Genomic DNA, 12746 nt, shown 5'->3' on the forward strand with positions numbered 1-12746 from the left:
GAGGACCGGTCTGGTGCCATTCGATCCTGACAGGTACCTGCAGGCGGTGAACCGACTGCGATTGTACGCTGGAACTTACGAGTCCATGTCTGTTGGCGGCATGGCGGATTGTGCGCACCCGCGAGAAGGAGCAGATTCCGATGACGACGACCCCGAGCAGCCCCGCCGAAGTCGAATCGACCGCAACGGCGGATCCGACCCGACGACGTGTGATGAAGACAGCGGGCGTGGCCGGAACGGTGGCCGTCATCGGCGGCTCTGTGGCGGCCACCTCGGCGTGTTCGTCTGACGAGGAGGCGGAGCCGACGAAGGACTCGAGTCTGCCGGCCTCCGACGTTCCCGTCGGTTCCGGCACCGTCATCGAGGACACCTACGTCGTCACTCAGCCGAAGGAAGGCGAGTTCTTCGCGTTCTCATCGGTGTGCACCCACCAGGGCTGCCAGGTCAAACAGATCACCGAGAAGGCCATCATCTGCCCGTGCCATTCCTCGAACTTCTCGGTGACCACGGGTGAGGTGATCTCCGGTCCGGCCGAGGAGCCGCTGCCGAAGTACGAGGTCTCCGAAAGCGGCGGCACTCTGACCGTCAAGGGCAAGTAGAGCCCGACGCCGGCCGGCTCAGGCCGCCGTGGTCGGCTGTTCGCGGAGCCGGGCGCTCTCCGTCAGAGGAAGAGTCCGGGAAGGACGAGTGCGCCAGCGATGAGGAGCGCGAGCAGAGCGGAGAAGCCGAGCCCGCTCGCCTCGTTCCTGCGTGCCTTCGCCTCGTCGGATCGCCACGGCAGGTCCGACCAGACGAGCGCGGCTCGGAAGACGGAGACGACGATGGCGAGCATTCCGGCCAGCCAGACGTAGATGAACCAGCTCTCCCAGCCGCCGAACGGGGTGATGAGGCGGATGAGCAGCACGAATACGACCGCCGTGACCATCCCTGAGAGCAGCCCGATCCGGGACGCCGCACGAGGAGCTCGCCACGCGGTGAAGGCACCCCAGGCCACGATGAGGGCCCCGATGACAGTAGAGACGAGTTCGGGACTCATGAGCGTTCTCCCTTCGTCGAGACAAGACTCGCGGCCTCATCGACGTCGTTGGCTGAGTCGTTCAGGACGATGATGCCGCCACCGCTCTCTGTGTCGAATCCGAGGTACGACCGGTACCCTCCGGTGCCGCCGTTGTGCCAGGTGATGGTCGAGCCGTCTTGCGTCGTCGTGAACCACGCCCAGCCGATGCGGTCGTCCTCGAAGTCGGCTCGAGGTTCGGCCGCGTCGGCGCCGGGCGCGGTTCCGTCGCTCACGGCTCGCAGCCAGATCGACAGGTCATGGGTCGTCGATCGAATCGCGCCGGCTGGCGCCGAGCCGCCGAGAGTCCACGGAGCGGCCGGCAGCCCCGATGCCGTGAACCCATGGGACAGACCGTCAGCGGACTCCGGGACGAATGTCTCATTCATCCCCAAGGGTTCGGCGAGGCGGTCGCGAACGAGTTCGGAATAGTCCTGCCCGGCCACCTCGGCGAGGGCTTGGCCGAGAACGGCGAACCCATAGTTCGAATACTCGGGCTCCGGCTCGCCCACGTCCACGTCGTTGAGGCTGGCGACGATGTCAGCGGCGTCCCCGCGGTATGGGTCGGTGTGGATGTAATTCGACAGCACGCTCATCACTCCGTCACTGAAGCTCGGAGCGGGTTCCTGGGAGGGCAGCCCCGACCGCTGCATCGCAATCGACTCGAGCGTCACCTCGGCGACCTTCCCGTCCAGGTCCGGCCAGACTTCGCCGAGGCGGGTGTCCGCCTTCACCTCGCCCCGGTCGATCGCCTCGGCGAAGAGCGCGGCCGTGAACGTCTTCGTGATCGATCCGATCTCGAACTCGGTGTGCTCATGGGCTCCGGTGCCCGCGAAAGTCACTTCGTCGCCGTCGACGCGGGCGGCCGCCACGTGCTGCCAATGCCGGCTGCCGAGTGCGTCCTCGAGCTCAGCAATGAGCTCGGGATCCCCGGTAGGCGCGCCCTGGAAACCGCGCGGCCACGGGGTGATCGCCGCGAGCACGGCGGCCGTGAGTGAGGCAGCAAGCAAGGCAATCCCCAGTCGCCGAGGCGGCCGTCCCGCGGCCGCAGATGTGCGGTGGTCGTCGGTGACGGTCATCGTTCCTCCTGGTCAGCAGGGGTGGAAAGTGTGGTGGTCCGGTACGGGTCGTGCGGTGGGCGATGGCCCAAGGACGCGAGGGTTCGTCAGTGTGTGCCGATGAGGACGAGGGTGAGCAGTGGAATGACTCGCTGAGCGGGCACCCGCCAGTGTCCGCGGCGGGCGCTCTCTAACCAACCGGCGCCAGCGAGGGCATGCACATGGTGATAGATCTGCCCGGACGTGCCGAAGCGTTCGTCCTTGCCCAGCTCGGCCACGGTGCTCGTGCCCTCATAGATCGCCTGGAGCAGCTGCAGGCGGACCGGGTGGCCGAGGGCTGCCAGGGATCCGGCCGCCTCGGCGAAGTCGATCTGCGCCAGGCCCGCGCTGCTCAGGCCCATCTGCCACGCCACGGGACCGCTGCCGCCCGGGGGAGTCGTGTACCCGGTGTAGGTCACTCCGCCCTCCTCGCCGAGGTGGTCGACGAGCCCATGCAGCGCCCAGAAGGTCTCCGCGTCGCCCGGCAGGGCGGTCGCCGCTTCGCCTGCGGCGGGCCGCGGTGGCGCGATGGAGGCGGCCGCAGCCTCGAGTTCGGCGACTCGTTGTTCGAGGGCGGAGAGGCGATCGTCTGCCGACGGTGTCGATTCCATACTTCGATAATACAATCAATACGTAATTACGTAAAGACATGATACGCAACGAAGCGCCGCCCACCCGCGCCTGAGTCGACGCTGACCGGACAGACTCAGGCAGGCGACCTAGACTGGTGCCGTGATGAGTACCGAAGAACCGCGCACCGAATCCACGCCCCCGCGTAACGAAGCCGCCCCGCAGGCCATTGCCGCAGCGAGTCGGCTCGGCTGGCCCATGATCGTGCGTGGAGTCCTCGGCGTCGCCTTCGGCATCGTCACCGTCTTCTGGCCCCGCGACGCCGTCAACCCCGCGCAGCTGAGCCTGCCGACCGACGTCGTCGACCACTTGGCCATCGGCTACCTCATCCTCTTCGCCCTGGCCCTGGTCTTCCAGGCCGTGCGCTCGCCGTTGAACGTGCGCACCGCGATCTTCGGCCAGGCCGTCATCGCGATCCCGGCCATCGTCTTCCTCTTCCTCGCCGACCAGCCCGCCGAACTGCGCGCGGCCGTGAGCATCTGGGCCCTGCTGCACGGCGCACTCGAATTCTGGGCCTACCGGCAGCTGCGGTCCCAGCCCATGGCCTCGGACTTCCTCATCGCCTCCGGAGTCCACGTCCTGCTCGGCATCATCCTCGTCTTCGGCGACGGCATGGAGGCCCTGTCGATCCTCGGCTTCACGGGAGCGGCGACCCTCATCGCCGGCGTGATCTTCATCATCGGCGGCTACTCCCGCCTGAGCAAGGGCCGCCAGCTGGCAAAGCTCGGTGCCCTGCCCGAACAGATCGACACCCCCGCCGAGGCGACCGACCGCGCCGACGCTGCCCCCGCGGGTGCCGCTGACGCCGCCGACGATACGAGCCGGTCCGATGCCGCGGACACGCCCGACTCAACGGACCCCGACGGCGCGGCCGATTCCGGTGATCCGGACGATCCGGACGACGACACCCCCGTGACGAAAGAGCCCTGACCGGCACCCGAGCCAACCGAGACACCCGAGGTGAGATGAGCACTGTCGAGCACGAGAGCGCAACCGAATCCCGATTGGCCACCATAGCCGCCTCGGTGAGGTCCTCCGAACTATTGGGCGACCTGGCCGAAGCCAGCCGAGCACTCGATCCCGTCCTCTTCCGGCGCCTCTTCGCGCTCTCCCGTTCCCCATCCCTGCTGGTGGCGACCGACTACGACGGGACGATCGCCCCCATCGTCGACGTCCCCAGCCAAGCCTTTCCCTTGGAGAGCTCGGTCGACTCACTGCGCGCGCTCGCCTTGCTGCCGTCCACCTCGGCGGGGGTGATCTCCGGTCGCAGTCTGCGCGACCTCGCGGCGATGTCGCGCCTGCCCCGGGAGGTCCACCTCTTCGGGTCTCACGGCGGTGAGACAGACACCTTCACCATCGACGCCCTCACCGAAACGCAGCGGGCGGTCCTCGTCGACTTCCGCGCCGACCTCACCCGCGCCCTGCCGCGCGATGTCATCGAGCACAAAACCACCGGCGCGGCCGTGCACCTGCGCGGACTCGACGAGACCGACCGGCGGGAGATCGAAGCCGCCGTCGAGAAGCTCGCAGCCGCCCACCCGATCCATCCCACCCGCGGAAAACAGGTCATCGACCTGTCCGTCGTACCGTCGTCGAAGGCCGATGCGCTGACCCGTCTGCGCAGCCAGACAGGGGCGGAGGCCGTCGTCTTCATCGGTGATGACACCGCCGACGAATTCGCTCTCGAAACCCTCGGCGCCGACGACCTCGGGCTCAAGGTCGGGGATCAGCCCGCGCCCACTCACGCCGACTTCCGGCTGGACTCACCGGCCGAGGTCTCCACCGTCCTCAGCGCCCTGTTCGAACTGCGCAAATCCTGGCTCTTCGGCCGCCGCGCCACCCCGATCCAGCGGCACAGCCTCGTCGGCAACGGACAGTCGACCGCGCTCATCGACCCCACCGGCAGCATCTGCTGGATGCCGCACCCGCTGCCGCATTCGGCGTCGATGTTCTCCGAGATCCTCGGCTCCGAGGCGGCCGGATTCTTCGCCGTGGCACCGGCCAACGGGGCTGCCCCGCTGACCCAGCGCTACCTCGGGAATTCGACCCTGCTCGAGACCCGGTGGGCTGGACTGAGCTGCGTCGACTACCTCGCTCCCGTGGACGGACACAGCGACGACACGATCGTCGTCCGCGTACTCACCGGCGACACCCCGACCCGCATCCGGTTCGCACCCAGGCTCGACTACGCCACGGTTCCCACCCGGATGACCAGGACCGATGACGGGGTTTCGGTGCTCGGCACCGCGGAGCCGATCGAACTCCACGCCCCCGGAATCGACTTCGACATCATTGAGAACGGCGACTCCCACACCGCCGAAGCAACCGTCGTCCCTTCGCAGCAGCCCGGCGGATCCGTCGTCCTCGTCCTCGCCTGCGGGACGGGCACGGGCGACGCCGGGTACATGGCCACCGGCGGCGAGCACCATGTGCGCGAACGCGCCCTGAACTTCTGGACGAACTGGGTCGAATCACTGACTCTGCCCGGTCACCACCGCGAAGAGGTCATCCGCTCGGCGATCACCCTGCGCGCCCTGTGCCACGAACCCACCGGTGGAGTCCTCGCCGCCCCCACGACCTCCCTGCCGGAGGGCATCGGCGGCGTCCGCAACTGGGACTACCGCTATACCTGGCTGCGCGACGGGTCGATGACTGTCCGCGCCCTGCTCGCCCTCGGTTCCACCGGTGAGGCCGAAGGTTTCCTCTCATGGCTGTCGGGCATCCTCGAGCGCACGGTTTCACCCGAACAGCTCCATCCGCTCTACGCCGTCGACGGCTCGGCCCTGACCACTGAGGCGGTGCTCAACCACCTGCCCGGATACGCCGGATCACGGCCGGTGCGGGTCGGCAACGCCGCCGAACATCAGGTCCAACTCGATGTGTTCGGCCCGGTCACGGAGCTCCTCGACGAACTCAGCGACCACCTCGGCGAGTTGCCCGAGGATTATTGGACGCTCACCTGCCAGATGGTCGAAGCCGTGGGCAAACGGTGGTTCGAGGCCGATCACGGGATCTGGGAGGCCAGGCGCGCGCCGAAGCACAACGTGTACACGCGCGTGATGTGCTGGGTGACGGTCGATCGGGCGCTGCGGATCGCGGATCGGTTCGACCGGGAGCCGCCCGGTGCGTGGCGGCAGCTGCGCGAGGAGATCGCCCACGACGTGCTCACGCACGGCTACAACGAGGAGGTCGGAGCGTTCACCGTCGCGTACGGTGAGACGGACCTGGATTCGGCGGCCCTGTTCGTCGGACTCTCGGGGCTGCTCGACGCCGACGATCCGCGGTTCGTGTCCACCGTCGACGCGATCGAACGCGAGCTGCGGGTCGGCCCGACGGTGTTCCGCTACCGCTATGACGACGGGCTGCCCGGGCTCGAGGGCGGATTCCACATCTGCACGACGTGGCTCATCGAAGCCTTCATCAAGGTCGGCCGCATCGACGACGCCTGGGATCTGTTCCGGCAGGTCGACAACCTGCTCGGGCCCACCGGACTGCTGTCGGAGGAATACGACCCCGTCGCCGAGATGCACCTGGGCAACCACCCGCAGGCGTACTCACACCTCGGCTACATCCGCGTCGCCCAGCAGCTCGACGCCCACCGCCCGAACGTGCTTTAAGAGGGCGAAATGGTCACAGAAAACCGTCGGGAGAGTGACCAATTCGCCCACCTGAGGCGGGGTTGAGCACCGTCGCCGCACTGCAACCCGGATTGCAGGCTCCTCGTTGGCACCTCGCTCACTCGACGAGGAGGGTGACCACCTCGGCGACGCATGCGGGGCGATCCTGGCCGTCGATCTCGATCGTGTGTTCGAGGATGACCTGAGTGCCCTTGTCGCCGCGGATGACCTTCTTGACGCTGATGGTTCCGCGCAGTCGGGAGCCGACGACGACGGGCTGGAGGAAGCGGACCTTGTTGAGTCCGTAGTTGACGCGGATCGACACGCCCTCGATGGTGAAGACCTCGGTGGAGAACTTCGGAATGAGCGAGAGGGTGAAGAATCCGTGGACGATCGTCGCGCCGTAGGGCCCCTCGGCCGCGCGCGCTTCGTCGACGTGGATCCACTGGTGGTCGCCGGTGACGTCGGCGAAGGCGCTGATCGCGTCCTGGTCCATCGTCATCCACTCGGAGGAGCCGAGTTCCTGGCCGATGAGCGATTCGATCTCGTCGATGCCGTCGATTGTGCGCACGTGGTTCTCCTTTGATCGTGGCTCAGATGCTGAGCGGACATTCGATTGAGGTCCGCTGTTCTTGGCATCATACGTGGCCGTCCGGTCGATGCCACCCCGCCGTCCGGACTGTGAGTCCCACGGTCCGAGTCCGTCAGGTTGACGGGCCGAGTCCGTGAGGTTGGAAGCATGGCCGCACACTCACAGGACCGTCCGGAGACGCTGACGCAACCCCTCTCGCCGAGGTGGCTGGAGCGTCCCGACGCCTACCGGAACTTCGAATCCGCGTACTTCGTCGGGCACGGGAAAGAGACCTTCGACCGCTGCGCCGAGGAGGTCCTGCACTGGGAGGTCAAGATCCGCAGCGGCTTCGACATCGAGGTGGATGGGAGCGCGGACGGAGCGGATCGAGCCGATCGAGCGGGTCGAGCGGGTCGAGCGGCTCGATCGGGTCGAGCGGAGTCGACGGCCGATGTCGACGCTCGCGCGGATGGAGTGAGACCTGGCCGGGCGCCTCGAGTGGAGCCGGGCCAGGAGCCGACGATCCGCGTGCGCCTCGGACCCCTCCGGTTGGCTGAGCCCTCACGGGTCATCGACGTCTTCGAAGCGGAGGACCGGTGCGGCTTCACCTATGGCACGAAGCCGGGACATCCGATCACCGGAGAGGAGTCATTCATCCTCATCCGCACCGTCGATGACCGGGTCTTCCTCCTCCTGAGGTCGGTCTCGCGGGCGGGGCTGGGCAACTGGAGACTCGGCGAACCGTTCGTCCGGCTCGCTCAGATCATCTACCGCCGCCGCTACGGACGGGCGCTGCGCAGCTGATCGATCACTTGCCGGGAATCGAGTCGCGGGCGGGAGTGTATTCCCAGTGCCACGGCTCGTACATGCTGGCCTTGGCCCAGTCGGGGTTCTCCCAGCCGTATTCGTCTCCGTGCTCGACGAGCCAGTTCCAGGCTCCAGTCTTGTTGGCGACTCCGCCACCGAGGTCGAGGGCGATGCCCCAACCGTGCAGGGACGTGCCCGGCTTGGCGGCCAGGCCCGGCTTCCGGCCGGCGACCGAGAGCTGTCCGGCCATGTCACGATAGGAATCCGTGATCTCGAGTTCCTTGCCGGTGTCCTTCTTGTAGGCGGCGTTCATCTTCGCGAAGGAGACAGCGGCGTCGGCACGGAGTCGGTGATCTTCCTTGCCGAGATCGCACAGCCACTCATCGGGCAGCTCGCCGTTGCCGGCGGACTGGTCGAAGTTCTGCTTCTCATCGCAGCCGGGCAGGGCGCTCTTCTCAACCGCGCGGGACGCGGCTTCGACCTTCTTCTGCTTGGCGCTCGGCACGCCGATCTCCATCGACGACTTCCCCTTGACCTCGGGGACGTCGGCATTGACCTTCTCGGCATTGATGGCGGCGGGCTCACCGGCGGCGGTCGGGTCGGTCTTGACCTCGGCACCGCCGCTGAGGTTGTTGACCAGCATGGTCACTGCAGTTGCGGCACCGGCCACTGAGACGGCAGCCAGAGTCGATACGGTCCGCACCTTCCTTTTGCGCACGGACTTGAGCAGCGCGCCATCGGACCCGCGGCTCTCGGCGGCTCCTGCGCTGACCCGACGGGCCGACGAGGCAGGCGGTGAGCCGAAGGTCGTCGGGACCGCAGCGGCTTCACGAGCCATTGCGGCCCGGCGTGGAGACGGCTGAGCCGCCTGCGCCTCGGCGGCCATCGCTGCGCGCCTCGGCGACAGTGACTCGGCAGAGGAGTCAGCGGATGCAGTGGATGCAGGCGCGGCCGGTGTCCCGGTGCTGCGCGACGAAGTGCGTGCGCGTGAGAACGGGGACGATGAGCGACGCCTGTGCAGATCCCGTCGACGCACCGTTGGTTCTGTGGTCGATGATGACTCTGACATAACTCTCCGTGTGACTGTGACTCGTCGAAGACCGCCGAGGTTTCGACGACTTCAATACAACATCACAAAAGTGTAACGGGAATATATAGAACCTGTCATATTTTGGTGACGAGTCGCACCCGCGGGCGGTCAGCCGATGTTCAGGCCGGGTTCAGCGAAACCCCGGAATCCCGGTATCAGGCCAGGTCAGCGCCGTGGACGACGTTCAGGGGCCGCCTCGGCGAAATTATTCGGATCGGCTCTCGATGTACTGTCGGAGCGCGCGTTCCTGGGCTTCCTCGTCGGGGAAGATCACCTCGGTTCGGGCGCCTCCCGTTACGGGGTCGTTACTGAAGATCAGCGTGATGCCGAGCAGGCGAGCCTGCCCCTGCGCGATGACGAGACCGAGGCCCATTCCGCCGCCGCCTGCGGAGACGAAGCGGGTCGGGCCGGTGTTGACGATGTCCGGCGGATAGCCGGAACCGGAGTCGGTGACGACGATGCTGCGCGTGCTCGTCTCCAAACGGATGGGATCTCCGCCGTGTTTGATCGCGTTGACGAGCAGGTTCGACACGATGCGCTCGAAACGGCGGACATCGGTGACCAGCGTCGAATTCAGCGCCGCCAGATGCGTGTCGATCTGATGGCCGGCGAGGGCGCCCGAAGCTTCCATCGTGCCCAGCAGGGACCGGATCGCCTGATCGACGTCGACGCGGGTGAACTCGGGGTTGGCGCGGCCGGCGTCGAGGCGGGAGACCTCGAGGAGATCCTCGACGAGGACCTGCATGCGCACGACCCGGTCCTTGACGAGTTCGGCGGGGCGGGAATCCTCTTCGAGCAGGTTCGCGGCGTTGACCAGACCGGTCAGCGGTGTGCGCATCTCGTGCGCGAGGTCGGCGGTGAAGCGCTGCTCGGAGTCGATCCGTTCGGTCAGGCGGGCCACCGCGGTGTCGACGGCCGTGGCGAAGGCCCACACCTCCTGATCGGATTCGTCGATGACATCGGCGATGCGCGTGGTCGTGTCCCCGGCGGCGATCTTCCTGGCGGCCTGAGCGCCGAGGGTGAGCCTGCGGGAGATGCGGCCGGCGACGATCGATCCGACACCGCCGACGACGAGGGCGGAGCCGATCATGCCCACCAGCAGCGCCTGGTCGATCTGGCCGATGAGCTCCTGGCTGTCCTTCGTCGAAGCGCGCACGGAGATCACCTGGGTGTGCGAACCGACCTCGATCGGGGCGGCTGCCCACACGATCTCCTCGCCGTCGACCTCGGACCGGATCGTCACGCTCTGCCCCTTGAGCGCGGACTTGCGCGCTTCCTTGGGCAGTTCGGGATCGTCGATGCGGGCGTTGAGGGTGAGCACCCCGGTTTCGGAGAAGATGGCCGTTGCGTTCGTCAGCTGCTCCGTCACGGTCGAACGCATCCGGTCGTCCTCGGCCCGTGCCGCGGATTGGCGCAGCACGATCGAGCACGACAGCACGGCGATGATCACCGAGGCGACGATGAGCAGAGAGATCTTCCAGCGCAGCGACATGCGATCAGCCTGCGAAGCGGTAACCGAATCCGCGAACGGTTTCGATCATGTTCGCCCCGATCTTCTTCCGCAGGCGCTGGATGTGGACGTCGACGACGCGGGAGTCGCCGGCCCATTCGTATCCCCATACCGTGAACGCGATCTTCTCCCGCGAGTACACGTGCTCGGGCTGCTCGGTCAGCAGCAGGAGGACGCGCAGTTCGGTCGGGGTGAGATGGACTTCCTCTCCGTCGACCTCGACGGTCAGTCGGCCGGTGTCGAGGACGAGGGAGCCCAGTCGTGTGCGGAACGGACCCAACCCGCCGTCGGAGCCGGACGATTCCTGGGCCACCGTGGGCGAGCCGTTCGGGCGAGGGGGAACCCCGGTGCCGCCGATCGCCTCTTCGTCGTCGTCCGCCTCGGGGGCGGTGGTGAATTTCCCACCGGCACCGAGGTAGGTGTCATCGGATTCGAGCTGCGCTCGCAGTCGATCCCGGGTGTCCATTCCGGGGCTGGCGCCGAGGACCTCGGGAATGCCGTCGCCGGTGACCATGCCGCCGGGACCGATGACGGTTTCGTGATGCTCATCCGCTTCGGGGGCGGGGGAGTAGCCGAACCGGTCGGTGCCGGTGGTGATGAAGCGGCGGACGACCGCACGGATGCGGGCGTTGAGCACCTGCATGTCGAAGGGCTTGGTGAGGTAGTCATCGGCTCCCGCCTCGAGCGCCTGGACGATGTCGATGGCGTCCGAGCGGGCGGAGATGATGATGATCGGGATCGTCGAACGCTCCCGCACGGCACGGCAGATGGACGCGCCGTTCATCGTCGGCAGCATGAGATCCAGAAGCAGGACGTCGGCGCCGTTGGCGGAGACGAACTCGTACCCCTCGCGGCCGTCGGCAAAGGCCGAGACTGTGTAATCGAAGCGTTCGAGTCCGATCTGCGTCGTTTCGCGGATGACCTCGTCATCCTCGACCAGAACTATGTGCATTACGTTTCTCCATTAAGCCGCGTGAAGCGTTGACCTGGTTCAAACCTACCGTCGTGCAGGCGGAACACCTGCACCGACCAGCCGGAGGGGCAGCATGCTTTGTCCCCGTCAGCGAACATGGCCTCCTGCACCACCAGTGTCCCATTTCTGCCGGGACTGACCTTGAGCTGATTGCCTGTGGCGATGAGCTCGAGGCGGGGCTCGCCCCTCTGTTCGCTGATGACGGCGCCGGCGATGATCTCATTCCGCTGTTTGGGGTTGGCCACCGTGACCAGCTGGAACTTCTGTTCACCGCTGAGGAACGGCGACGCGAACTTCAGGCAGTCCTCGCAGTCGGCGACGACCTTGGCGGTCTCCGTGGCGCTGCCGGTGACGGCGATTCCCGAGGACGATTCGATGGCCTTGCGGACCTCGTCGAGCGAGAACGGTTCGTTCGCCTGGCCGGCCGCCTCGGTATTGGGGGCGAAGAGAGAGGGGGAGGGGTTGCCCTCGGGGGAGACCTTGAGCCCGCGATCGGGTCCGCATGCCGTGACGGTGAGAGTCATGACCGCCGCGAGGATGAGTGCAGTGACAGTACGGAGGGTGTGACGGGGGGATGACGAGTGGGGAATGTCGAGGGGGCCGGGGCCGACGGCTGCGATGTCTGCGGCGGTGGTCGTCGGTGCAGTGGTGTCCGCACATGATTCACGGCCAGGCGGGGCCTGGCTGGAGTGAAATGAGCACAGCGCCTCCCCGGAGGCGCGTCTGACAGTGACGGGCACACCCTCATTTTTGCCTGTTCCGAGCCTGTAGTCCACCTGATCATCAGTTCAGGTGAGCAGAATCCGCCCGCACCGGTCAAAGGTTCCGGCGTCAGAGTTCGGCCACAAGGGGGCTTGCGGCCGCCTCGGTGTGCGTGTGGGGGCGAGTCGGCTCTCAGGTCGGACCGGTAGAATGAGCGGCATGGCGCCCACGAACACCCCGAAGAAGAAGTCCACAGGCGGCAAGCCCACCAGCACGGTGTCCTACAAGGACGCGATCAAAGTCGGCGCCGTCTGCGGAATCGTCACTCTCGTCCTCGCGATCATCGTCACCCGAGCATGGCAGGACGGCCGCGCCTTCGGCTACGCATTCATCTACGCCGGAGCGGCATTTGTGCTGGTGTCGGGCTTCACGAGCTACCTCAACTGGGTGATGCGCAAGGATACGCAGAACCAGAACCAGTCTTACCCGGTCATGCGGTAAGACAACTCCTGCCGCTGTCGAGCCACCATCGGCCGACCTCACCGTTTGCGGCACACCCTCGCGGGAATGTCCCTTCCTACACCTGCTGAGGCATCAGACACCGAAAGCGCCATAACGCCCTGCAGGAGCAGGGGGTTATGGCGCTTTCAGTGGGGGATGCTCGAGGTCGGGGGTGGATGCTCGTCCGCCCCGCC

At 66.8% G+C, this 12746-nt stretch carries 13 protein-coding genes; 5 read left to right on the forward strand and 8 right to left on the reverse strand.

Annotated features, from left to right (window positions below; translation table 11 throughout):
• Positions 1 to 140: 140 nt before the first annotated feature.
• The gene (locus ACSBQT_RS06410; RefSeq protein ID WP_410709172.1) at positions 141 to 599 is read left to right on the forward strand and encodes a Rieske (2Fe-2S) protein; all 459 of its coding nucleotides are present in this window, start codon (positions 141 to 143) and stop codon (positions 597 to 599) included.
• 62 nt (positions 600 to 661) lie between these two features.
• Here the strand turns inward: ACSBQT_RS06410 and ACSBQT_RS06415 are convergent, their stop codons facing one another.
• The 3 genes from ACSBQT_RS06415 to ACSBQT_RS06425 form a co-directional block, all read right to left on the reverse strand.
• The gene (locus ACSBQT_RS06415; protein WP_410709171.1) at positions 662 to 1036 is read right to left on the reverse strand and encodes a hypothetical protein; all 375 of its coding nucleotides are present in this window, start codon (positions 1034 to 1036) and stop codon (positions 662 to 664) included.
• Complete coding sequence (locus tag ACSBQT_RS06420) at positions 1033 to 2133, reverse strand: serine hydrolase domain-containing protein (RefSeq protein ID WP_435001141.1); 1101 nt, start codon at positions 2131 to 2133, stop codon at positions 1033 to 1035. The genes ACSBQT_RS06415 and ACSBQT_RS06420 overlap by 4 nt, the downstream gene beginning before the upstream one ends.
• An 86-nt stretch (positions 2134 to 2219) precedes the next feature.
• Positions 2220 to 2762, reverse strand: coding sequence for an ArsR/SmtB family transcription factor (locus ACSBQT_RS06425; RefSeq protein WP_410709169.1), 543 nt, complete (start codon positions 2760 to 2762; stop codon positions 2220 to 2222).
• 124 nt (positions 2763 to 2886) lie between these two features.
• Between ACSBQT_RS06425 and ACSBQT_RS06430 the strand changes: the two genes are divergently transcribed.
• On the forward strand, positions 2887 to 3711 hold the full coding sequence (locus ACSBQT_RS06430) for an HdeD family acid-resistance protein (RefSeq protein ID WP_410709168.1): 825 nt from the start codon (positions 2887 to 2889) through the stop codon (positions 3709 to 3711).
• 35 nt (positions 3712 to 3746) lie between these two features.
• Positions 3747 to 6398, forward strand: coding sequence for a trehalose-phosphatase (gene otsB, locus ACSBQT_RS06435; RefSeq protein ID WP_410709167.1), 2652 nt, complete (start codon positions 3747 to 3749; stop codon positions 6396 to 6398).
• A 118-nt stretch (positions 6399 to 6516) separates the two neighbouring features.
• Here otsB and ACSBQT_RS06440 read toward each other — a convergent pair whose 3' ends face one another.
• Complete coding sequence (locus tag ACSBQT_RS06440; RefSeq protein ID WP_410709166.1) at positions 6517 to 6969, reverse strand: MaoC family dehydratase; 453 nt, start codon at positions 6967 to 6969, stop codon at positions 6517 to 6519.
• Between the two features lie 168 nt (positions 6970 to 7137).
• Between ACSBQT_RS06440 and ACSBQT_RS06445 the strand changes: the two genes are divergently transcribed.
• Positions 7138 to 7773 (forward strand): DUF1990 family protein, encoded by a 636-nt coding sequence (locus tag ACSBQT_RS06445; RefSeq protein ID WP_410709164.1) that lies wholly within the window; start codon positions 7138 to 7140, stop codon positions 7771 to 7773.
• A gap of 4 nt (positions 7774 to 7777) precedes the next feature.
• Here the strand turns inward: ACSBQT_RS06445 and ACSBQT_RS06450 are convergent, their stop codons facing one another.
• The 4 genes from ACSBQT_RS06450 to ACSBQT_RS06465 all read right to left on the reverse strand — a co-directional run bounded on the left by ACSBQT_RS06450 (position 7778) and on the right by ACSBQT_RS06465 (position 11873).
• Positions 7778 to 8662, reverse strand: a complete 885-nt coding sequence (locus ACSBQT_RS06450; protein WP_435001144.1) for a M15 family metallopeptidase — start codon at positions 8660 to 8662, stop codon at positions 7778 to 7780.
• A 409-nt stretch (positions 8663 to 9071) separates the two neighbouring features.
• On the reverse strand, positions 9072 to 10358 hold the full coding sequence (locus ACSBQT_RS06455; RefSeq protein WP_410709161.1) for a sensor histidine kinase: 1287 nt from the start codon (positions 10356 to 10358) through the stop codon (positions 9072 to 9074).
• Between the two features lie 4 nt (positions 10359 to 10362).
• A complete protein-coding gene (locus tag ACSBQT_RS06460; RefSeq protein ID WP_410709159.1) occupies positions 10363 to 11328 on the reverse strand; it encodes a response regulator transcription factor in 966 nt (321 codons plus the stop codon).
• Complete coding sequence (locus tag ACSBQT_RS06465; protein WP_435001146.1) at positions 11328 to 11873, reverse strand: hypothetical protein; 546 nt, start codon at positions 11871 to 11873, stop codon at positions 11328 to 11330. The genes ACSBQT_RS06460 and ACSBQT_RS06465 overlap by 1 nt, the downstream gene beginning before the upstream one ends.
• 397 nt (positions 11874 to 12270) lie before the next feature.
• On the opposite strand from ACSBQT_RS06465, the gene ACSBQT_RS06470 reads away from it, so the two are divergent.
• Entirely contained in the window at positions 12271 to 12552 is a 282-nt protein-coding gene (locus tag ACSBQT_RS06470; RefSeq protein WP_139467472.1) for a hypothetical protein, read from the forward strand.
• Positions 12553 to 12746: the final 194 nt, after the last annotated feature.

The organism is Brevibacterium sp. H602, assembly GCF_051172395.1.
Classification (GTDB): Bacteria; Actinomycetota; Actinomycetes; order Actinomycetales; family Brevibacteriaceae; genus Brevibacterium.

What these genes read in the sequence shown, in the direction of transcription:
- ACSBQT_RS06410 (WP_410709172.1), top strand. Translation starts at nt 141, where the DNA reads ATGACGACGACCCCGAGCAGCCCCGCCGAAGTCGAATCGACCGCAACG.
- ACSBQT_RS06415 (WP_410709171.1), bottom strand. Translation starts at nt 1,036, where the DNA reads ATGAGTCCCGAACTCGTCTCTACTGTCATCGGGGCCCTCATCGTGGCC.
- ACSBQT_RS06420 (WP_435001141.1), bottom strand. Translation starts at nt 2,133, where the DNA reads ATGACCGTCACCGACGACCACCGCACATCTGCGGCCGCGGGACGGCCG.
- ACSBQT_RS06425 (WP_410709169.1), bottom strand. Translation starts at nt 2,762, where the DNA reads ATGGAATCGACACCGTCGGCAGACGATCGCCTCTCCGCCCTCGAACAA.
- ACSBQT_RS06430 (WP_410709168.1), top strand. Translation starts at nt 2,887, where the DNA reads ATGAGTACCGAAGAACCGCGCACCGAATCCACGCCCCCGCGTAACGAA.
- otsB (WP_410709167.1), top strand. Translation starts at nt 3,747, where the DNA reads ATGAGCACTGTCGAGCACGAGAGCGCAACCGAATCCCGATTGGCCACC.
- ACSBQT_RS06445 (WP_410709164.1), top strand. Translation starts at nt 7,138, where the DNA reads ATGGCCGCACACTCACAGGACCGTCCGGAGACGCTGACGCAACCCCTC.
- ACSBQT_RS06450 (WP_435001144.1), bottom strand. Translation starts at nt 8,662, where the DNA reads ATGGCCGCCGAGGCGCAGGCGGCTCAGCCGTCTCCACGCCGGGCCGCA.
- ACSBQT_RS06455 (WP_410709161.1), bottom strand. Translation starts at nt 10,358, where the DNA reads ATGTCGCTGCGCTGGAAGATCTCTCTGCTCATCGTCGCCTCGGTGATC.
- ACSBQT_RS06460 (WP_410709159.1), bottom strand. Translation starts at nt 11,328, where the DNA reads ATGCACATAGTTCTGGTCGAGGATGACGAGGTCATCCGCGAAACGACG.
- ACSBQT_RS06465 (WP_435001146.1), bottom strand. Translation starts at nt 11,873, where the DNA reads ATGACTCTCACCGTCACGGCATGCGGACCCGATCGCGGGCTCAAGGTC.
- ACSBQT_RS06470 (WP_139467472.1), top strand. Translation starts at nt 12,271, where the DNA reads ATGGCGCCCACGAACACCCCGAAGAAGAAGTCCACAGGCGGCAAGCCC.